Below are 21,572 nucleotides of genomic sequence, written 5' to 3' on the forward strand. Positions count from 1 at the left end.
GTTTAAGCCACTTGTTCCAATCCGTACAATTTCAGTAGAGATTCTATCTTTGGTTCTCTTCCTAAAAATCTTTTAAAAAGTATCATCGCATTTTCACTTCCGCCTTTTTCTAAAATTTCTTTAAAGTATACTTCGCTAAGTTTAGAATCAAAAATCCCTCTTTCCACAAAAGCGAAAAATGCATCTGCGCTCATCACTTCCGCCCACTTATAACTATAATATCCCGCGGCATAACCTCCCGAAAAAATATGAGAAAATCCGTTTTGAAAACGATTGTATTCCGGAGGAATCACAACCGCGACCTCTTTACGAATTTCATGAAGAACAGAATGTACTTCTTCTTCCGTATGACTTTTTAAGTGAATAAAAATATCAAAAAGTGAAAACTCTAACTGCCTTACGATTCCCATTGCAGAAAGAAAGTTTTTAGTCTCTTTGAGTTTCACAATCATAGAATCTGGAATTGTTTCTCCGGTTTTATAATGTTTTCCGAATATCTTTAGAACGTTCGCTTCAGTCGCAAAATTTTCCAAAAACTGGGAAGGAAATTCTACTGCATCCCACTCTACTCCATTAATACCACTTACAGGAGGTTCTTCAATTTTAGTACAAAGATGATGTAAAGCGTGCCCCATTTCATGAAAAAAAGTGACCACGTCCCTATGTTTTAAAAGAGAAACAGAATCTTTTGTAGAAACAGGAAAATTACAGACCACAAACGCGGTCGGAAGAACGTCACAACCCTTAATTCTATTTCTGGAATGCCAGTTGTGCATCCAAGCCCCGCCTTGTTTGTCTTTACGCGCTTCTAAATCCAAATATAAACGAGAAATCAGTTTTTTTTCTTTGTATAGATCGTATACTTGAACCTTTTCTTCCCAGACTTTAGCGGAAGATTTGCGAAATTCAATTCCAAAAAGCATATTCAAAAATTGAAATGTTCCGGAAATTACACTGTTCTTTTCAAAATACGGACGGGTTTCTTCTTCGTCAAAATCGAATTTGGATTTCATCATCTTTTCGCTTACAAACGCAGTATCATACGCCTTAACAGAATCTATTCCCAAAGTTTTTGCAAAATTAGAAAGATCTTCAAATTCTTTTTCTGCAATCGGTTTAACTTGTTTAGCCAGATCTCTTAAAAATTTTAAAACCCTAGGAACGGAATTGGCCACTTTAGTAGCTAAAGAAAGCTCCGCATAACTAAAATAGTCTAAAAATTTTGCAAGTTCGTTTCTTAAAGAAAGTATTTCCGAAATCAGTTTTCCGTTTTGAGGAGCGCGTGTAGTATAAGCCTTATATAATAATTCTCGAATATTCCGATTTGGACCATGAGTCATATAGGCCGTATAACTAGGCATCTGAAGAGTAAAACGATATTTACCGTCCTCTGTTTTAGCAACGTTTAGATCGGATTCGGGAATACCTTCAACGTCTTCTTGACGATCCAAAATCAATTCAAATGTGTTCGTGGCGTCCAAAAGATTTTGAGAAAACTGATTATTTAAATCGGAAAGCCGAATTTGAATCTCCTGGATTCTTTTTTTAATTTCCGGTTTTAAACCGATACCGCTCAATCGAAATTGTAGAATGGAATCTTGAAGACTTTTTTTTCGAGGAATACTCAGAGTATTTTCTTCGTTCTTTAGAATTTCCTGATATACAGAATTTAGTTCTTCGTTTTGTCCTAAATCGGAATAAAAAGCGGTAATCTCCGGAAGTATTTCCGTATAATACGTTTGGATTTCCTTAGAATTTTTTACACTATTTAGATGAGCAAGAACGGTAAACTCTACCTGCATGTCTTGCACTAGATCGTCCAAAGGACGAATAACGTTCTCGTAAGTTCTTTCTTTTTGAGAAAGTAAAACTGGAATTTCTTTTCGAATCTTTTTGATTTTTTCTAAAATCTCGTTTTTAGTGAGTGCTACTTTATCTGCTTCGAATTCTGGAAACATACTTCCAATATCTTTCCCACCTTCGAAACTTCATCCATTTTTTTGGCTTATACAAAAATAGAATCGTGATCAAGTCCTTCATTTAAAAACTCTAAACATTTTTGAAAAATGAATCCTAGATTTGTTTCTGTTTCGTGAAAACGAAAACGATCAATTGAAGCAGTTTTTTTAATCGCCATTATGGAATTTTTCAATGACTCTAAACGATTGGACTGTATAATTCTTTTACATAGTCCTAGTCATATAAAATCAATTGAGTATTGACTCTCAATTTTGAATTTAATCTCAACAGTTTAAAAAATAAAATTGAATTCTTGATCCATAGATTTTTTTTCGAGTTTGACGATAAGGTGTTCAATTATAAAACACGAATCTATGTTTGCCTTTGCTATTTTTTTTTATGGATTTTTGTTTTTTTTATTAGGCGAATGTTCTCCTATAAAGAAAGAACTTCCTTACTTTTCCTCTAACTTAGAATGTTCTAAAGAGGAAATTCCTCTTTTTATCCAACCCGCCCAAGACGTTGAAGCTGGGAACCGTTTAGAAATTATTTATTGCAGCAAAATGGAAACTCTTTTGGGAAAAAGAATTGAACTGAGTCTTGTTTTTCAAGACGAAAGACATCCATCGATTTGGAAAGATAAGATCTATCGGATTTATAGAGGTTTTAAATACGGAAGACATAAGGATATTGAAACACTTCTTCTTGAGTTTTCAAAAAAAGGAGAACTACTCAATATTTATCTTAAAAACGTTTACTCAGGAGAACAAAGATTTACAGCAGACCCGGTACACCATTTTGATTCCGTTTTAAAATCAGAACAAATTATGAAAGAAGAAGGTAAACCGGTTTTATTTATAAACACGTGGAATCATATGTTCTCAGAAACGAATATGAACCCTGAACTTTCCGAAAAAAAATTAAATTCTGTTGAACTCCGAACCGGAAGTAGAGAAAAGTTAGACTCTTTTTATTTAGAAAAATAGAATTAGCTTTGCCAAGAGACTTCAATTTATTCAACGCGATCCATATCTCACAATTCTGAAAACTCAGTGTGTTGTTTTCTGTTGTCGCAACGTAGAATAAACTCATTTGCTACGCAAAGAGTCTACGCTTTACTATATAGAACGCTGATTTAATTCGGCCGTCTCTCTTCTTATATTGTTCGATAATAAAAAACTTTTCTATGTGGTTATCTACAAAATACTGGGAAAATCGAGGCTTATATGACCAAAGTTCCAAATAAACCTTTTGCAGAGTTGGCTCCAAACACCGCAGTTTCTAAAGATCAAGTAAAACGGAATATTTACGGAAGATATTTAGAAGAATTTACAGAAGGAGAAATTTTCGAACATCCTAGAGATATCACAATTGATAGAGCCTTTGCTCAAGAATTTGCTACGACGTTTATGGATGCAAATCCTCTTTTTTTATCTGCACCTTACGCAAAAGCACACGGGTTCCAAGATATGTTGGTTTCCTCTCTTCAAGTTTTTAACATTGCTCTTTCTCTTGGGGTACAAAACGATTCCGAAAAGGCGCTCGCAAACTTAGGATACTACAACGTTCAATTCTTAAAACCGGTTTATCCAGGTGACACACTTTCTGCAAAAACTAAAATTCTGAAAGTAGACGATAAAGGTTCAGAGAAACCTGGAATCGTAAGCGTTCGTACAATCTGTTTGAACCAAAACAAAGAATTAGTTCTACAATATGAAAGAAAAATTATGATCTATCGTTCTAATGGAAAACCAAAAGGAAATCCAAAACCGGTAATCAAAGACGCTTTTTTTCCAGAAACGGATTCTCCAGTAATCGAACTTCCATCTCTTAAATTTCCGATAGAGTTCAAAGCCTCTACTTGGCCAGATACTTATTTCGAAAATTTTCAACCAGGTCAAATCTACATCCATCAAAACGGAAGAACAATCACAGACGAACATTTTCCTTGGACTTATAGAGTTGGAAACACTCATCCTTTGCACTACGATAAATTGTATTCAGCAGGAATTTCCGGACCCATGGGAGGCGAACCAGTGGTTTACGGTGGACTCGTCTTTGCGTGGTTATGCGGAATGGCTTCCAGAGATATTACGGAAAACATGATCTGGGATCTAGGATTCACCGAAGGTTATCACACACAACCTTCTTTCAGCGGAGATACTGTCACTGCAATCACGCGAGTTCTTACGGTGGAAGATCGTGGAAACGATTTCGGAATTCCTGCGGGAGCGGTTCACCTTCAAATCATAGGTTTGAAGAACATCAAGGCAAATGACGCTTTCGAAAAGTTCGGCGAAGATCTATTTCTAAAAGAAAACGATAAGAAAAAACACGGAAAAGAAAAACTCGCAGAGAAAATTTTCGAAATCGAAAGAAAGATTCTAGTTAAGAAAAAAGGTTAATTTTTTTAGAACTAAAACATAAACTTTCTACAGCTTGAAATATCGATCCGATATAAGAGCCTTGACAACGTAAATTTGAACTTACAGTCAACGGCTCTTTTTTTAATTCAACGTAAGGGTTTATTTTTCCAAATTCAATCATTGTAGAATACATCTACCTCCTAAACACTGATTTACTAATGAACTGGTTGGATATTCTCCTGTTCCTCTTCTGTCCTCTCCTTCTCCAGTGCAATTCCTGTTAGAAATCATATTATCAAAAAAGTTTTGATAATATCCTCCTAACTGTATTGTTATAAGCCTCATAAGAACTCTATCTGGTCTTCCCAGGCGATTATCAACTATTTGGGCAGGATCTATAGTGGATGCTAAAGATTGTCTGTAAAGACTAAGTGGCGTAGAACTACTTAAGCGAGTAGTCATTACCACTAATCCTTGAGAGGTTCTAAGAATGGGAGCCGCATGCCAACCGAAAGTTCCATCTGGACGTCTTCGTCCCAGTGCCGCAATCCAAAGACTTCCATGGGGAGAATTGATGAGTGAACTAACGTGTGATAATATCTCGGAACGAGTAGTGAATTCAGCAGATATAGCCCAATTGTACTGAGGTAGAATAGTCCTAGCAGATGCAAATGTCATCAGTCTGTTTCTGTCATCGGGAGGAACAATATTAAGATTACTATACGTTCTTGGTATATCTGTCAGCAATCTATCCAAAAATTGGTAACGTTGTCTAAACGAGATAAAAGGATCAATATTCGGAGCTGTATCGAAGAAATATCCTCCCCTCTGAAAAGGCTCTTGAGAATGATACTCTTGAAGTTCAGCTAACATTTGGAAAGCTTGAAGCGTACAAACACCACATATCCCACTTCCCTCAGCCGTATCTATAGTTGAAATCGCTATCTGATAAAGTCTTCGAATCCAAGCCTCAGTCAATTGAAAATCAGGCGGTAAGGTTCTTACTACTCTTTTGCGTCCAAGACTTTCTTGATTACCAGCCGGACAATGCTGTTCCGTCTTGCCAAGATTAGAAGAGGCATAACGTGTCCAATCCAGTAAGCTTTTATCGACTATAAACAAAGAAGTGGGACTATGGGTAATATCCTTTTCTAAATAAGAAGGTTTGGCTGCATAGACAACACCCCAATTAGATCCGTATCTGGTAACTCTGAGCACATTGCCTTTGTAGTCTGTGATCGTCCCTTCTTTGTCGGTTTCAAAAAATACATTCCAAAAAGCTGGATTATCTTTTTTAATAGGTGCATCACTTCACCCAGTCCCATTGATCATTATCATCCATCTTAGAATACATACAATAGAGAGAACCACTTGAAGGATAATACTGTGCAATATGCCCACTTTCAGGATTGTAGTAGAGAGGCGTAGTATTTTTATCCGAACCTCCCCAACGAACGAAGTAACGTTGATTTCCTTGAGTAGTTTGTAAATCCCAAGCAATGGAAGTTTTGATACTGATGTTTCCAGGAGTGGCTACTGTTTTAACCCAATCATCCATCGAAGAATCTAATGTATGATCAGATTTATCTCCAGAGTTTCTAGAAATATAACCATACCAATTTGTATCTTTTAAACGATAAAGTCCATCTGCAGTCCAAAAGGAATTGTCTTTTACAATCCATCTCTGTAAAGGATCATTGATCGCACAAGGTCTAAGATGAACATAGTCCCAATTTTTCTCTGCATGAATGACTGTCTCTGGAGCTGTAATAAATAACCACGTGTCTTCAATATAATAAGAAATTCTTTGAAACACGTCGTATCTTGCATTCATAACGTGCCGTTCCCAACACTGTTCAATTATAATATAACTTTCACCTCCGCTAAAAATGGGACCATAGCAAAACTTACCTCCGTCGCTCACAACTACTTGGATCGACTTGTCTTTTGGCTGATCAGTAGGTTTTTGAACAATCGAACCAGTAACACCCAATGAAATAGGTGTAAATGTAGGATTCTCCCCATAAGAGTGCTCAACTCTAATAAAAATTAATAAAACTAACGAAAGCACTTTCCATTTACGCATCATTCTTTCCTTTTATAAAATTAAATAACCATAATATGTCTTTAAAACAAACGCTACAACTTACACAAACTCGTTCTCTTAAAAATCAAATTGTTACAATTGAGTAAAAGGTTACTATAACACTCAATGTCATAGTAACCTCTAATTTATAAAGAATAGATTGTAAGAGTAACTATTGATTATAGTTTAGAATTTTAGATACTATATTTCTCATACCCGAACAATCCAAACAACCGATTCAATTCACTAAATATATTTTCACTTTGATTTTTCTTATTTATTTTCAAATAAAATAATACTTTCATTCTTTAGAATACCATAATAAACTGATAACTTGTTTATTTTAGACTTAAATTTGAATTATATTAAGAGCTTGTCCAAAAAATGTGAGAACTACAAAAATTTAACGAGACTAGACCCGCTCGAAAGTTTACAAATTGCCAATTGTGACTTAATTTGTAGGAACTACTGTATTTTATTAAAAATTTCTAAAGAACTATCTTATAAAATTCTTTGAGGTTTTGAGGCAAACTCTAAGTTCTAATCTGTATTTTTTCCAAATTTTAAAATTTTTCACTTGGATAACGATTCGAAAAACTCAAAATTGTGGAGAATCCGTGACTCTGTATTCCAATCTTTCATAAGCCCTGAAAAAAAATCCTTTGATCACGAACTTAAGAAATAAATAATTTTGTATTAAAATCTCTTCCTAGAAAAGGAGTTAAAGCTATGCGTTTATATTCTATATAAATAAATTATAAATTTTTTATTTATATTTTTATAATACTATAAGATCTGAAAAGTAAGCCAAAAAACATGTCCTAAAAAAACGTGGGTTTAATTTATTTTTCTGAAAAAAGTTGGATTTTATGGATCAATTCCTAAGTTGTGAGAACTCATACAAAAAGGAATATTTAAAAATTTTTAATAATGTGACTTAATTTGTAAGAACCACCACAAATCGCGATTTTACGAACTAATTCTAAAATTGTAGAAACTCACATTTTTGGAAAACCTTTTCTCATTTTCTTACGTCGAACTTACGTTAAAAAGATTTCCGAAAAGAAAATTAAACAAAAAAAATCGTGATCAAAATCTGTCCCTTTCCACAAAACTGCCAAAGCCAGATTCAAATCGGCGATCAAGCTCGTCGTAAAAATGGATCGATTTTGATCCGATGTCTTAGATCGATCTCAACTTTGCAGATTACGATTCGATCCTGATCCTCCGTTTTTTACATCTGCAAGTCATTCAGGAACACTTTACTCGATTTAGGATCTTTACAGGCCCTATTTTTTTGGCAGGAGGTGCAACGAGAATTTTCAAGTGAAGCAATTATTTATAAAAGTATAATTTTATAATATTTTAAATTATCTATTTTTCTTTCATGAACGAGCTCAGGACTTCTCGCCTAATTCAGTTGAGTATCTCCTAAACTTGGGACAAAAAGGAAAATCACGAAGACGTTATATTTTTGACTCAGATTTGGTTCGAAAGAAACCGTGCGGTCCTTTTGGAAAAATAAATTTGAACCTGTAGGCCAAGAAAATTTGCCGGGGTTCCCCACTAAATCCACCTCCCAACACGAATCAGGCACAAGCCCTTAGGATCGGCATTTATCGAGATTGTGGGAACTCCCGCAATCTCATTTTTCGAGTGTCGCGCTCATGGAACCTTTCGAATTCGACATTCTAGGATCGGCTCCGTAATTCAAAATTCTCTCTTGAACATGTTCTGCGTGTTCCAATTCTCCCGAAAAAACGACGGTTCTTTTTTCTTTATCTACCTGAACCGCATGTAAAAACGCTTTTTCTACAGTCATCATACAGATTTCAACGAGCATTTCAATTACATATTCATAAGTATGTTCGTTGTCGTCCCAAAGTACAACTTTCCAAGGCCCTCCCGTTAATTTCGTGGACTCCTCAGTAATTTCAGTTAAGTCTGGAGTTTGTGTACTCGCCATCTCGCCAAAAATCTTACCAAGAAATGAGTGGAAGAAAAATTTCTTTTCTCACAAAAATCTTCCCCCTTTGAAAAAGAAAAAAGATGAAACAAAATTTCATTTCCACTCATCTAAATTTTTATTTTTTGAGAGCCTTCGCCTTCTTTACGGTTTCAACTATATTTTTAGAACGAAGACCGAAATAATCTAAAAGTTCCTTCCAAGTTCCGGACTTTCCAAACTGATCTTTCATACCCACCTTTAAAACGTGAACCGGATATTCTTCCGATAAAAACTCACTAACAGCAGAACCAAGTCCGCCAACCACGTTATGCTCCTCGCAAGTGACTACTACTCCGCATTCTTTCGCGTATTTTAAAATCGTTTCTTTGTCGATTGGTTTGATCGTAGCCATGTTCAAAAGGGTCACCTGAATTCCTTCTTTGGATAATTCTTCCGATGCTTTGACAGCCTCGTTTACAAGAACCCCATTCGCGATGATGAGTACATCCTTACCTTCTTTCATCACCTCTGCTTTTCCAATTTGAAACTTATAATTTTCTCTTTCGATTACAGGAACATTGGGACGCCCCACTCGAACATAAACCGGACCTTTATAATCGGCAATTGTATGAATTACCTGTTTACACTCGTTGTAATCCGAAGGACAGATCACTGTCATTTCAGGAATAACCCTCATGATCGCAAAGTCTTCGATACATTGATGAGAAGCCCCGTCCTCACCTACGGTAATTCCTCCATGAGACGCAATTAACTTTACGTTTAAAAAAGGATAAACCACACTATTGCGAACGATTTCCCAAGCTCTGCCGGAAAGAAACATTGCAAAAGAAGAAGCAAATGGAACGAGTCCAGAAAGCGCCAGACCAGCCGCATGACCAACTAAGTTCTGTTCGGCGACACCTACATTAAAAAAACGATCCGGAAAAGACTTTGCAAACTTATTTGTTTTTGTAGATCCAGAAAGATCCGCATCTAAAACGACCACATCCGAACGAGAAACACCTAATTCATGCAGCGCGTCTCCATAACCGTCACGAGTAGCCTTTTCAGTTGTAGTCGATGTACTTGGAGCCCCCATTATATTATCCTTTCAAAGCAGAAGCTTTGTCAGTTTCTTCCCAAGTAAAAGTAGAACCCTTTCTTCCGAAATGTCCATAAGAAGCTGTCTCTCTATACTTTCTTCCTTTTTCGAGAAGTTTGAGAGATTCAATGATCCCTCTTGGAGTCAGTTTGAAGTTGGCTCGAATCCTTTTTACCAATTCTTCTTCGGAAATTTTTCCGGTTCCGAAGGTGTCCACATGAACAGAAACAGGTTCTGCAACTCCAATCGCATAAGCAAGTTGTACTTCACATTTGTCCGCAAGACCCGAAGCTACTACGTTCTTTGCAATATAACGTCCCATATATGCTGCGGAACGATCCACCTTAGAAGGATCCTTACCGGAAAATGCTCCTCCTCCGTGTCTTCCATATCCACCGTAGGTATCTACAATGATCTTTCTACCAGTTAACCCCGCGTCTCCGTGAGGCCCCCCAATGATAAACTGACCGGTAGGATTGATAAAGTATTTCGTATTGTTCAAAAGATTGGAAGGAATTACTTTCTTGATACAATCTTCGATCAAAGCCTCTTCGATTTGTTTATGAGTTACATCCGGAGAATGTTGTGTAGAAATGACTACTGTGTCTATACGAACCGGTTTTCCATCTTTGTATTCTACCGTAACTTGAGACTTTGCGTCTGGTCTTAAAAATTTCAGTTTGTTACTATGTCTTAGTCCAGCTAAATGTTTGACCAATTCATGAGAATAGTAAATCGGCATAGGCATCAGTTCCGGAGTTTCATTGATCGCAAAACCGAACATCAAACCTTGGTCACCTGCACCTTGCTCTTTAAAAAGACCTTCTCCCTCAGTTACACCTTGAGAAATATCAGGACTTTGTGCGTGAACATGCGCAGAAACTACAGCAAAATCAGCATCAAATCCCATCGTAATATCATTATAACCTATATCTCGAATTACATTTCTTGCAATTTCTTGTGCGTCTACTTTTCCCTTGCTTGTAATTTCACCTGCAATCACGACTAGATTTGTGGTCACTAAGGTCTCACAAGCAACTCTAGATTTAGGATCCTGTTCAAGATAAGCATCTAAAATCGCATCGGAGATCTGATCACAGACCTTGTCTGGATGACCTTCGCCAACCGATTCCGAAGTAAAAATAAAATCTTTTAAAGACATCTGTTCTTCCTGATAGGTGAAAAATTAACGAGAAGTTCCCGCTTTGATCCCAAAAACCTGCGGATTGCCTCGGTGTCAAGAAGATCCAAACTATGTTCCTTTTGAACAAATTGAACGTCTGAAATCAGAATTGAATTGAAGCATATACATCCAGGATATTTTTGAGAAACCATGAAAATTCGAGTTTCGGACATCAAAGTAAAAAATAGGATTCGTAAAGATTTAGGCGACCTTCAACCTCTCAAAGAATCCATTCAAAAATTAGGACTTCTGCATCCGATTCTAATTGATTTAGAAAATACTTTGATCTCTGGAGAAAGAAGACTGGAAAGCGTAAAAATTTTAGGTTGGGAATACGTAGACGTTCGAATCGTAGACATTCGAAACAAAAAAGAAAGAGTTCAGATGGAAGCGGAGGAAAACAATATTCGTCTAGAATTTACTTCAGAAGAACAAGAAAGAGTCAGAGAATTATTGAAGAGATACTCTTATACCACCCTCTTCGGAAGAATTTTCGCATGGATTTTAGATTTGTTAGATTGGTTGAAACGATTTTTTCAAAAAAAATAATCAATTTGTGTCTGAGATTTGAAAACACTCGTTTGAGAGTTTTTTAAGAATTTCTGATGTTTAGTCGTCTATAAATTTTAAACTTAGAAATCATCTCCCATTTTTCTCTAAGACTATTATAATTTTCGTTTCATACTTAAATTATAATCTTTCAGGTAAAAAATTATTCAATATTGATTTACAAAAAATTCCTAAGTTCATACCGTGATTTTCCTAACTAAGGAGAGTCTATGAAAAAACTTTCGATTTTGGCTATCTCCGTTGCACTCTTTGCAAGCATTACCGCTTGTGGTGCTTTCGGTGGTCTGCCAAGCCTAAAAAGCTCTTTTGTTCTGAGCGAGGACACAATCCCAGGGACAAACGAAACCGTAAAAACGTTACTTCCCTACGGATCTGTGATCAACTATTACGGATACGTAAAGCCAGGACAAGCGCCGGACGGTTTAGTCGATGGAAACAAAAAAGCATACTATCTCTATGTTTGGATTCCTGCCGTAATCGCTGAAATGGGAGTTCGTATGATTTCCCCAACAGGCGAAATCGGTGAGCCAGGCGATGGAGACTTAGTAAGCGACGCTTTCAAAGCGGCAACCCCAGAAGAAAAATCAATGCCACATTGGTTTGATACTTGGATCCGTGTAGAAAGAATGTCTGCGATTATGCCTGACCAAATCGCAAAAGCTGCGAAAGCAAAACCCGTTCAAAAATTGGACGATGATGATGACGGTGACGATACTTACAAAGAAGAGAGACACAATAAGTACAACTCTCTTACTAGAATCAAGATCCCAAATCCTCCAAAATCTTTTGACGATCTGAAAAACATCGATACTAAAAAACTTTTAGTAAGAGGTCTTTACAGAATTTCTTTCACTACCTATAAACCAGGTGAAGTGAAAGGATCTTTCGTTGCATCTGTTGGTCTGCTTTTCCCACCAGGTATTCCAGGTGTGAGCCCGCTGATTCACTCAAATCCTGAAGAATTGCAAAAACAAGCTATCGCTGCCGAAGAGTCTTTGAAAAAAGCCGCTTCTGACGCGACTAAGTAATCTGTTTAAAACAGTTTTTTAGGTAAAAAGCCACCTTTCGGTGGCTTTTTTATTTCAAAAAACCTTTATAAAATGAATTCTTAATTTAATCTATCACAAAGTTGCGATTCTCTACAGAAGTTCAATCTCTCCTATATTCTTAGACTTTTGTTGTAAAATATTCGATATTCTTTTATAGTCTCGAACATTAGATTTTTCTAAAAACTACTTTTGAGTTTTTATTTCCGATTTTCCCTTTTAAAAAAATACGCTTCATCTTTGTTTTAAAGAATCGATCGAAACTTTTTAAAGTATCCTAGAGTTGTTGAAAAATTTCATAGTGCCGATCAACAAAACTGCTTCAATTGACCGTTTCCATAAGCAGATGGAGAATTCATGACTCTATTTTTGAAAATAGATCTTATTTGTATTTGTAGATTTCCTACAAAACATCATTAAATCTACTTGCAGCCATATCGATTTTGAGTGTAGAATTGAATTCGTCCCAGAAAAATTTCAATTTTATAAACCATAAAAAGATTCTGAAATTATAAAATATTCAAAAAGAGTTTAACATGATCGAAAATAATTATTTTTTAGAAAACCAAGACTTACAGGAAAATTTTCAATTTATCATAGATTGGAAAGAGATCATAGATGGTTTTGAAGACAATTTTGCAGATCATAAAATCTTTAAAAAAAACGGAAACGAATCTCTATCCATGGCTCCCAGTTCTTATGATGAAGCATTAGAATATTATAAATCTATTTTAGAATCCGGAGGTGAAATAGCCGGTAAACAAATTGCATCTATTGCAAAAGATATGGATGTGGAGGGTTTAAAATATTCCTCAGGAAAAGTTACTTTTCCAGAAACGATGATCAAGGGGATAGAACAAGTAAAAAACGCCGGAATCCTTCCTTACAGCATAGGAAGAAAACACGGTGGACTTGGAGTTCCTGCAACCATTCAATTTATGATGTTAGAATTATTTTCCAGAGCAGATGGTTCTTTTGCGATTGCTCTTGGATGTCTCAACTTGGCGGAAACAATAGAACGGTTTGGTTCAAAAGAAATGATAGAGGAATACGTTCTTAAAATGGCAAATGGAGAAATCTTTGGAGCCATGGCTTTGACCGAACCGAACTACGGCTCTGATCTTCCAAATCTACAAACCAAAGCAGTAAAAGACGAAAACGGAACGTGGAAACTCACTGGAACCAAACGTTTTATTACACATGGATGCGGATTTTCTAATATTCCAGCCGTAATTCTAACTCTCGCAAGAACTGGAACTCCTACGAGCGGAGCCCGTGGTCTTTCTTTTTTCTTAGTAAAAAGTTCGGACGTTTTTATAGCCGGAATCGAAAAAAAAATGGGGCTTCACTGTTCCCCTACCTGTGAAGTAGTTTATGAAAACACCCCTGGAATCTTAATCGGTGATGAAGGATACGGCTTAGTCCGTTATTCTATGGCGATGATGAACGGTGCCAGACTTTCAATCGCCGCACAGGCAATGGGAATCGCAACCGCCGCATATATGGAAGCTAAAAAATACGCTTCTAAAAGGGAGCAATTTGGAAAAACAATTCAAAACATTCCTGCGGTTCGTAAAATGTTATCTTTTATGGATAGAGAAATTGCAGGAATGAGAGCGATTTTACTGGAAGCTTCTCGTTCTATCGATCTCTACCATTGGAAATCAGAAAGAATGAAAGAACAAAAAATTGATGAAAGAGTAATTAAAAAGGACGAAACAATCCGCAAATGGGAAAAACTGGCCAATCTTTTCACTCCATTATCAAAATATTATATTACAGAAATTGCAAATAAAATAGCTTACGACGCACTTCAAATTCACGGAGGAGCGGGTTTTACCTACGACTACGACATTTCTAGGATTTACAGAGACGTTCGAATTACAAATATCTACGAAGGAACAACCCAACTTCAAGTTGTTGCAGCAATCGGAGGAATTGTATCGGGTATGTCTCCCAAAGGTCATTTACGCCAGTATTTTGAGGAAGAGTTTTTTAAGATTGGCGGCGGTTCTATTTTGTTAAACGAAAATAAGGATTCTTTGACAAAAATAGTAGAGTTGTATTCTTCGATCTCAAACTCATCTTTGAGAGACGAAGTCGCTTTAGAAGTAGTTCAATCTACTGCGAGAGTTTTGATAGGATTGCTTTTAGAAAAAGGAACTTTCAAACTCAACGGTGAAACAAAGAAAAAAAGAGAAATTCTCGCCAGGGAATATAATCTCGAATCAAAAGCCATCCTTCTTTCAAATCAAATTATAATCGAAAACCGTCAAATAGATCTAACGTTTGCATAGTAAATCAAACTTAACACTCGTTATATGATAACACTTTGATAAACTATTTCTCTATAAAAAAATTCAGTTTGAATTTACTCAAAAAGGAACTTACAATTTGAAACCTAAAATAGCAATTCAAATCTACAAAAGCAGGCTCGTCTTATCAAAAGAAGACCGTGGTTTTCAAAATAGACCCGTTCTGAAATGGCCGAATCATATTGAATCTTCCACAGCTAAAATAGAAGACAGTTGTGTTCGATTTATTTCCAGTCTAGATTTTAGTACAACAGAATCTTTTGCAAATTCCGAATTTTTCGTTGCTTTAGATTATCATCCAGAGACTAAAATTCCCAAGAACCAGTTCTATGCCGATCTTGACGAAGTTTCATTCAACTCTTCAAATTTAAGTAGATTCAAATTTGATATTTTTGAATTTGAAAAAATGACTTCGGATCAAGTAAATTTATTTTTTAATGGAACAAATTGGGGCGTTCCTAAAAGACAATCTTTTCAAATAGCCAGCCTAAGTCCAAACTCACCAGTTAGAATCAAAATCAATTGGAAAAGTGACTTTTCTTTTTCTCGCGGAAAAGAAAGACAATTTTACGAATTAGATTATATCGTTGAATTTAAAGGTATATTTGAAACTTTTTTAAGAGAAAGTACCAAAACAGAAACCTTTCTCAAAGATATCCAAATATCGAACTGTAAAGAAATAGATCTTAGAAAAATTCTCAACTAATACGTGTTTGATGCAAAAAAATTAGATTTTTTTAAAGTAGCAATTGTTATAACTGTGATAGAGCAAGCCTACTTTAATGTTATAGTTTCTGAAAACTAAAACGAGAATTTTCGCATTCATTTTTATTTCTTATACTAAGATGAACTTTTACAAAATAATACTTTATTTCCTTAGGAAGCATAAAATCTTCTTCAGACTATTTATAACACGTAATACCTAAACTCTATACAAAATTAAAATCCCACTTCTAATTCCTTAAGTAAGGTGAGTTCAGTATAACTAATGTGAAAGCGATTATTATGCTGCGATCCATAGAGAGCAGCATTTAAGTTTGGAAATTCTGAAAGAATTGGAGCGAAAAGAACTCAGTGAAACGCTCTCTACGAAAGTGTTTGAAACTCAGTGAAACGCTCTCTACGGATCGCGTTTCAGGTCGCGAACCATTTTAGCTTTGAAATATGCGAGCTACAACGACGTCCCTAGAAAATTGTTGCATTGAATTTTGTATTCGCCCAATTTTTTTTACGTCGAACTCATGTTAAGTATTTTACGAAAATTTTTTGTTTTCAGGCGTTGTCTATTGTTATTAAAATTATAACACTTTAGTAATTAAATCTCTTTTCTCAATTGAAAGGCCAGTTAAAAATACATAAAAAAACTTGCATGTATTATTACGTTTTACTAGTATGACACACTGTATTCGGAGGAATACTGGTGCAAATCCAGTGCTGGCCCGCAACCGTAATGTTTGAATTCTTTCAATCGTATTAGAATTCTCTAAGTCGGATACTCCTCTTTAAAAACACTCTCGAGGATAAGGTGTGTTTTCGCTTTCTATTCATTTCTTTTGAATTGTTTCATTAGATCATTTTGTTAAATGAATCAAGCTTGAGTGGTTGCGGTTTATGTTGGGCCATCTTCCGGTTAACGTTCTTTTTTAGAGGTTACCGTATTATGGAAAAAATCGAACCATTCATTGCTTTTAGCTCATTAAAAAGTCACACTATCTTTTACTTTTTTTTAAGTTTTTTATCTTTAGGAATTTTCCTTTCTCCAATCCGGATTTTTTCTCAAGAACATCTACAATTCGAAAAAAAATCAACAGAGACCAAAAATTTAAAAACGGAAGAATTGACTGAGGGTAAAAAACGACCAGAAGGTATATTCGTAAAAGGTTATACAGATAAGGGATTTACTGGAATGAAACAAAACGTACGCCTAAAAGATATTCCGGCCACCATAAACATAATAGACGACAAAGAACTAAAGGCCCGTGCAGCGGATCAATGGCTTTCAGCTATATCTTATGTTCCTGGTATATTTGTTATACAAAATTATGGAGGATTTAACACTCTTACAATTCGAGGATTAGATTCTCGTAATACTCTTCTACTCAAAGACGGTGCAAGAGACGATACATTTCTCATTCAAAACAGCTCTCCTATGAGCAACCTAACAAACGTTGAAAGAATTGAAATTCTGAAAGGACCCAATTCAGTTTTATATGGACAAGGGGCCATGGCGGGTGTGATCCACATTATCACTAAAAAACCCCAAAAAAAAGCTGGATATGAACTTTCACTTACAAAAGGAAGTTTTGATACTAAAAGAGCTTACGTAGGGGCTACCGGACCTATTGGAACCGAATCTTTAAGATACAGAATAGACGCAGCCACTTCTAGGTACCAAGGTTTCAGAAAAAATTCTTACAACTTAAATAACATATCCACTTCTTTTGAATGGGATATTTCCGTAAAACATACCCTATCCATTCTTTCAGGAAAAACTTTCGATTTTACAAAACCAGACGCGGGACTTCCAAAATCAAAAAATCCTAATATAGACTTGGTTACGCCCGGAATACACCTAAACAATAATTACAATACAAAGGAAGATTATCTTAAAAACGAAAATGGTAATTTTAAAATTCAACTGGACAGTAAGTTTTCTAATAAGTTTTCGATGAGATCTTTTATTTCTTACTTACCTCAGACTTACTATTATTTTTCAGCAGAAGATTTGATTCTTTCTTCCACAAATGAAAATACAATCGAACGAGATCATCTTCATTTTGAAACAAAAAGATCCCCTCTACAAGGTACAATAGAATTACAATGTATTTTTAAAACAGGGTTTAAACACAATCTTCTATCTGGTTATGAATATCACTGGATGGTAAGTAGACATAGACAAAGATATTTTCCAGTAGGTAGTACAAATATAAACCTTCTGTATCCCCAAGTAGATACAGCCCAACCTTTACCAGTAAACTTTAGAGATAGAAAAATTTTATACCAACAAATGCACTCTTTATATTTTCAAGATCTAATGGAACTTTCAAAATTTATAAAGTTCGTTTTAGGAGGCAGATATGATAGTTGGACAAGAGAAAACGTAACAGAAAAACTATCCGATTGGAATGATAAATATGTTTCTAAACCAGAGGACAGAACCACGAATCGATTTGATGCCAAAGTGTTTACTTACAGACTAGGACTGGTCTATCAACCTATTTACTATTATACCGCTTACCTTGGTTATTCTACTGCGTTTATTCCTGTTACTTTCATCAATATAAAAGGCAATCAGCTTAAACCAGAAATGGGAGAACAAATAGAGTTAGGCCAAAGAATCGAATTTGCAAAAGGAAGGATTCAGTTAACGAGCGCACTTTTTGCCGCAAAAAAATATGACGTCGCAGTTAGAATCAATTCGAAACCCGATTTGTATGATCAGGCAGGGGAACTTAGAACCAACGGTTACGAATTCGATATAAATCTACGTTTAACCAAAAGATGGAATCTAAAGTCCGGATATGCACATACAATTGCAGAGTGGGAATCTTTTCGTTTTGTAGATTCAAAAGGGAATGAAATCGATTACAAAGGGAATAGACCGATTAACGTTCCCAGAAACACAGCCAATCTTTGGACTACTTATACTTTTACTTCCAGTCTTGGATTTGGTTTAGGTGGACGTTATATAGATTCGATTGCAGGTGATAACGCAAATTCTTTTTCGATTCCACCCTATGGAATCTACGACGTATCCCTATATTATCAATATAAACACTTTCATTTCCAGATCAATTGTAACAATATATCCAATAAAAAATTTTTTATATCTTCTATCCCAAATCCAACTCCAGGCCCACCCAGACAATTTCTATTTACCGCGAGTGCTAAATTTTAAATAAAATTTAACTTATTACCACCACTCGAACGTATAAAACAGCACCAAAAATTAACAATCGATTTTTACCACAGATATGGAAGCCATTCAAAAAATGAAGTTCAACCTTGATTTTTTGTAAGTATTATTTTTATGTACCAGAGTAGTATCTATCAATCAGTATAAAATAAAATACAAATATTCTAATTTAGATATTCATTTTTCTCAATGTTGCAAAACAAACTTATAAATAAGAACTTCTATATTTTTAAAATTTAACTCTAAATCTCGATTTTCAAAGTTCCTACATTTTAAAAAATGTGAATTCGATGTAAGAAAATTGATTGGCAATCGTAGAGTGACAATTTTACGAAAAAATTTTATTTTAAGACTGTTCTTTTTGGGTTTTATAGAGCTGACCAAAAATCCGCAATTCGATCCGATTCCAAAATTCTAATTCCTTTGGGTTCTTTTTCTGCGATATGGATCATCGCCTTTGCGACCGTTCTTCCATGAATCGATCTATACTTTCGAATCCCTCCCCAAAGAAACGGATTTACGACCTTTGCAACAAGATGACCTACAACTTCACCCGGACGAATCTCTTCCCTTTCTCCTTCAAGTAAAGAAGGTCTAAAAATTCCTAAAAAAGAAAAACCAATCTTTTCTAAATCCTTTTCCATTTCTCCTTTGACTCGGTTGTAAAATACGAAAGATTTCGGATCGGCACCTAAAGCGCTGACTACCAGAAAGGATCTAGCTCCTTTTTCTTTTGCAAGTTTTGCGAGCTTCAAAACATATTCATGATCTACTTTTCTAAAATTTTCTTGGCTTCCCGCTTTGGAAATTGTAGTTCCCAAACAGCAAAAAACATCTGTGATTTCTTTGGGAAGAGAAGAAGCAACTAACGATTCGTAGTCGGAAACGATTTCTTCGGTCCCGGTGGTATTTCCAGGCTTTCGAACAAGAGCATAAACTTTTTGGTAGTAAGAGGATTTGGATAATTCTTCCAAAAGATATTTTCCGATCAATCCGGTCGCGCCCGCGATCAAAGCAATTTTTTGAGACATGTATCAATTTCTCCTAAAAAGATTGATAAAAGAATGTTTCTCTTCTTTTTTTATGAAAGAATTTTTTTCAAAATCGATCCTTCTTTTCGGAAAGAATTGATTTCGAATCCATAAATTTCTAACTTGAACTTTGTGAATCCTTTCCAATCCATCCAGAAAATGTTTCATACTCTAGACAGAAAGTCCATGCCAGATTCCGTTTTAGATGTACTCCAAAAAGAAGAAAGAAGCGGAATTATAATCACCAATTATTTTCGTTATCTGATTGCACTTTTCTTTTTGGTTCAAATAGCAGTCAACGTAGATAATGGAAACAGTAAATTCAATTTCATCGCGTTTTCGATTTATCTTTTTTTAACTCTTTCGCATACGATCGTTATTCGAGTTTGTCCAATTTCTATCGTAACCGTTTTCAATTACTTTACTTTATTTGCGGAATATCTTCTGATTTTAGGTGTTATCATTTTTTATACTTTTACTATAAAGGATGTGAATTTAGGATTTACTCTAAAACATACGATCAATCTTTTCTTTCTTTTCCCGATCATTTATTCTCTTTTACAATTTAAGATTCGTTTTGTTTTTATTGGGCTTTTTCTTTTTTACGTAATTTACTTTTCAATTCTTTGGATCGCGATTTCGACAAATCAACTTACTTATACTAAGAACTGGGGACATTATATCAACGGACCAGATGTTCTGATCGAAGACATCGTTGCGGGTAAACCGGGCATGTATTTTTGTTTTGCAATGATGATTTCTATGGGAATCTTTCGAACCATTTCTATGGTAAGAAGAATCGGAATTGCAGAAGGTCAAAAAACGGAACTCTCTAGATATTTTTCCCCAAAGATAGTAAACGAAATGGTGGAAAATCCTGGAGCCCTTCAAAATGGAAATCGCCAAATCGTGAGTATTCTTTTTTTAGACATTCGTAACTTTACCGCAATGTCTGAAAACATGGACCCTGAAGAGCTGAGCGCCTTTCTATCAGAATTTCGTAAAATTATGATGGAATGTATTTTTGAACACAACGGCACATTAGATAAATATATTGGAGACGCAGTGATGGCTACGTTCGGAACCCCTCACCCTTCTCCTTCCGCCGAAGTGGATGCAAGAAATGCGGTAGGCTGTGGGGTCATCATGCAAAAAAGACTCTCAGAATGGAATCTACTGAGAAAATCGGAAGGTAAAATTTCTATCTCAATCGGTATCGGTATTCATACTGGAGAAGTTTTTGCAGGAAACATAGGCAACGATCTTCATAGAGAATATTCAGTCATCGGTGATGCAGTCAATACGGCTTCTAGAATCGAATCCATTTGTAAGGTTTTAAAAAAATCGTTTTTGATTTCTAAAGAAACTATGGAGTTGTTAGGCGGCAAATACACTCTCAATCGAATGCCTAGAGTAAAAGTTAAAGGCAAACAAGAACCATTACAACTTTATGAAGTTGTATGGAGATGAGTTACGATCCAGGAAGCTTAGCGAATGCCTCTCTAAGGATCGGCATTCAGGGAGTAACTCATTGAGTTAATAAACAAATAAAATTAAAACTAACCAGAAATTTTAGTATAAACTAAAAATGCGGCCAAGTTGCGGCTCAAGTGAAGAGGCAGCTTACAAGCATTAGAGTTGTTGAAAAATTAGTAATTAAAACGTTTATTAAAAAATAAATGAAGGTTCCAAAGCCCTGCGGCTAAAACAAAAACGAGATGTTTAAAGTCTTTTCTAAAACATCTAATGACATCCGATGTAATTCTAAATCTTTTAATACCGGCAAAAGCATTTTCTACGAAAATCCTTTTTTTACTAATTCTTGTATTCTTTGCTTTTTGTGTAGCGGTAAGTTCTCTTTTCTTAGGTTTCTTTTTCGGTTTGATAATATTCACTTTTTTTGATGTCTTTTCAATTTGACTGGGGTAATTAGAATTTATCCCAAAATTTCCAAATGTGATAATTTTTGTAGGAGCTATTGCATTTTATTAAAAACTTCTAAAGAATGATCATACAAATTTTTTGAGGTTTTGAAACAGGCTTTTTAGTC

Annotated in this window: 13 protein-coding genes and 3 pseudogenes; 8 read left to right on the top strand and 8 right to left on the bottom strand. The window is 35.4% G+C overall.

All coding sequences use genetic code 11. The features are described 5' to 3' along the window. Nucleotides 1-2: 2 nt before the first annotated feature. The gene (locus LEP1GSC059_RS14595; protein ID WP_017214408.1) at nucleotides 3-1,958 is read right to left on the bottom strand and encodes a M3 family metallopeptidase; all 1,956 of its coding nucleotides are present in this window, start codon (nucleotides 1,956-1,958) and stop codon (nucleotides 3-5) included. A gap of 375 nt (nucleotides 1,959-2,333) precedes the next feature. On the opposite strand from LEP1GSC059_RS14595, the gene lsa23 reads away from it, so the two are divergent. After that, nucleotides 2,334-2,945, top strand: a complete 612-nt coding sequence (lsa23, locus tag LEP1GSC059_RS14600) for a surface adhesion protein Lsa23 (protein ID WP_002177576.1) — start codon at nucleotides 2,334-2,336, stop codon at nucleotides 2,943-2,945. Between the two features lie 240 nt (nucleotides 2,946-3,185). After that, a complete protein-coding gene (locus tag LEP1GSC059_RS14605; protein ID WP_017214411.1) occupies nucleotides 3,186-4,364 on the top strand; it encodes a MaoC family dehydratase in 1,179 nt (392 codons plus the stop codon). Nucleotides 4,365-4,502: 138 nt separating this feature from the next. Here LEP1GSC059_RS14605 and LEP1GSC059_RS23180 read toward each other — a convergent pair. From LEP1GSC059_RS23180 to metK, 4 genes and pseudogenes are all read right to left on the bottom strand, one after another. Next, nucleotides 4,503-6,411 (bottom strand): annotated as a pseudogene (locus tag LEP1GSC059_RS23180) (DUF1561 domain-containing protein). 1,645 nt (nucleotides 6,412-8,056) lie between these two features. Then, nucleotides 8,057-8,377, bottom strand: a complete 321-nt coding sequence (locus LEP1GSC059_RS14615; RefSeq protein ID WP_002177561.1) for an ATP-dependent Clp protease adaptor ClpS — start codon at nucleotides 8,375-8,377, stop codon at nucleotides 8,057-8,059. A 118-nt stretch (nucleotides 8,378-8,495) separates the two neighbouring features. Next, entirely contained in the window at nucleotides 8,496-9,458 is a 963-nt protein-coding gene (locus tag LEP1GSC059_RS14620; protein ID WP_017214416.1) for a transketolase family protein, read from the bottom strand. Nucleotides 9,459-9,462: 4 nt separating this feature from the next. After that, nucleotides 9,463-10,623 carry a methionine adenosyltransferase gene (gene metK, locus LEP1GSC059_RS14625; protein ID WP_002177462.1) on the bottom strand — a complete coding sequence of 387 codons (1,161 nt, stop codon included), beginning with the start codon at nucleotides 10,621-10,623 and terminating at the stop codon, nucleotides 9,463-9,465. Nucleotides 10,624-10,794: 171 nt separating this feature from the next. Between metK and LEP1GSC059_RS14635 the strand changes: the two genes are divergently transcribed. The 5 genes from LEP1GSC059_RS14635 to LEP1GSC059_RS14655 all read left to right on the top strand — a co-directional run bounded on the left by LEP1GSC059_RS14635 (nucleotide 10,795) and on the right by LEP1GSC059_RS14655 (nucleotide 18,473). Then, nucleotides 10,795-11,193, top strand: a complete 399-nt coding sequence (locus tag LEP1GSC059_RS14635) for a ParB N-terminal domain-containing protein (protein ID WP_002177551.1) — start codon at nucleotides 10,795-10,797, stop codon at nucleotides 11,191-11,193. Between the two features lie 230 nt (nucleotides 11,194-11,423). Next, a complete protein-coding gene (gene lipL32, locus LEP1GSC059_RS14640) occupies nucleotides 11,424-12,242 on the top strand; it encodes a major surface lipoprotein LipL32 (protein ID WP_000736494.1) in 819 nt (272 codons plus the stop codon). A 554-nt stretch (nucleotides 12,243-12,796) separates the two neighbouring features. After that, the gene (locus LEP1GSC059_RS14645; RefSeq protein WP_020980958.1) at nucleotides 12,797-14,557 is read left to right on the top strand and encodes an acyl-CoA dehydrogenase family protein; all 1,761 of its coding nucleotides are present in this window, start codon (nucleotides 12,797-12,799) and stop codon (nucleotides 14,555-14,557) included. 97 nt (nucleotides 14,558-14,654) lie between these two features. Further along, on the top strand, nucleotides 14,655-15,281 hold the full coding sequence (locus LEP1GSC059_RS14650) for a hypothetical protein (protein WP_017214418.1): 627 nt from the start codon (nucleotides 14,655-14,657) through the stop codon (nucleotides 15,279-15,281). A 954-nt stretch (nucleotides 15,282-16,235) separates the two neighbouring features. Next, nucleotides 16,236-18,473 carry a TonB-dependent receptor gene (locus tag LEP1GSC059_RS14655; RefSeq protein ID WP_020980963.1) on the top strand — a complete coding sequence of 746 codons (2,238 nt, stop codon included), beginning with the start codon at nucleotides 16,236-16,238 and terminating at the stop codon, nucleotides 18,471-18,473. A gap of 386 nt (nucleotides 18,474-18,859) precedes the next feature. On the opposite strand, the gene LEP1GSC059_RS14660 is transcribed toward LEP1GSC059_RS14655, so the two are convergent. Continuing rightward, nucleotides 18,860-19,522, bottom strand: coding sequence for an oxidoreductase (locus LEP1GSC059_RS14660; RefSeq protein ID WP_017214419.1), 663 nt, complete (start codon nucleotides 19,520-19,522; stop codon nucleotides 18,860-18,862). Between the two features lie 186 nt (nucleotides 19,523-19,708). Here LEP1GSC059_RS14660 and LEP1GSC059_RS14665 point away from each other — a divergent pair, with 186 nt between their 5' ends. Beyond that, nucleotides 19,709-20,992: an adenylate/guanylate cyclase domain-containing protein gene (locus LEP1GSC059_RS14665; RefSeq protein WP_002177503.1), complete on the top strand. Its 1,284-nt coding sequence runs from the start codon at nucleotides 19,709-19,711 to the stop codon at nucleotides 20,990-20,992. Nucleotides 20,993-21,171: 179 nt separating this feature from the next. On the opposite strand, the pseudogene LEP1GSC059_RS23745 reads toward LEP1GSC059_RS14665, so the two are convergent. Further along, nucleotides 21,172-21,351: pseudogene (locus tag LEP1GSC059_RS23745) on the bottom strand (transposase family protein); the annotation flags it as partial. Further along, nucleotides 21,318-21,438: pseudogene (locus LEP1GSC059_RS24725) on the bottom strand (transposase); the annotation flags it as partial. The pseudogenes LEP1GSC059_RS23745 and LEP1GSC059_RS24725, both read right to left, overlap by 34 nt. Between the last annotated feature and the right edge of the window lie 134 nt (nucleotides 21,439-21,572).

It is taken from the genome of Leptospira noguchii serovar Panama str. CZ214, from assembly GCF_000306255.2.
In the GTDB taxonomy this organism is placed as follows: Bacteria; Spirochaetota; Leptospiria; order Leptospirales; family Leptospiraceae; genus Leptospira; species Leptospira noguchii.

Coding starts and splice junctions, on each gene's coding strand:
- LEP1GSC059_RS14595 (WP_017214408.1), bottom strand. CDS start 1,958: ATGTTTCCAGAATTCGAAGCAGATAAAGTAGCACTCACTAAAAACGAG.
- lsa23 (WP_002177576.1), top strand. CDS start 2,334: ATGTTTGCCTTTGCTATTTTTTTTTATGGATTTTTGTTTTTTTTATTA.
- LEP1GSC059_RS14605 (WP_017214411.1), top strand. CDS start 3,186: ATGACCAAAGTTCCAAATAAACCTTTTGCAGAGTTGGCTCCAAACACC.
- LEP1GSC059_RS14615 (WP_002177561.1), bottom strand. CDS start 8,377: ATGGCGAGTACACAAACTCCAGACTTAACTGAAATTACTGAGGAGTCC.
- LEP1GSC059_RS14620 (WP_017214416.1), bottom strand. CDS start 9,458: ATGGGGGCTCCAAGTACATCGACTACAACTGAAAAGGCTACTCGTGAC.
- metK (WP_002177462.1), bottom strand. CDS start 10,623: ATGTCTTTAAAAGATTTTATTTTTACTTCGGAATCGGTTGGCGAAGGT.
- LEP1GSC059_RS14635 (WP_002177551.1), top strand. CDS start 10,795: ATGAAAATTCGAGTTTCGGACATCAAAGTAAAAAATAGGATTCGTAAA.
- lipL32 (WP_000736494.1), top strand. CDS start 11,424: ATGAAAAAACTTTCGATTTTGGCTATCTCCGTTGCACTCTTTGCAAGC.
- LEP1GSC059_RS14645 (WP_020980958.1), top strand. CDS start 12,797: ATGATCGAAAATAATTATTTTTTAGAAAACCAAGACTTACAGGAAAAT.
- LEP1GSC059_RS14655 (WP_020980963.1), top strand. CDS start 16,236: ATGGAAAAAATCGAACCATTCATTGCTTTTAGCTCATTAAAAAGTCAC.
- LEP1GSC059_RS14660 (WP_017214419.1), bottom strand. CDS start 19,522: ATGTCTCAAAAAATTGCTTTGATCGCGGGCGCGACCGGATTGATCGGA.
- LEP1GSC059_RS14665 (WP_002177503.1), top strand. CDS start 19,709: ATGCCAGATTCCGTTTTAGATGTACTCCAAAAAGAAGAAAGAAGCGGA.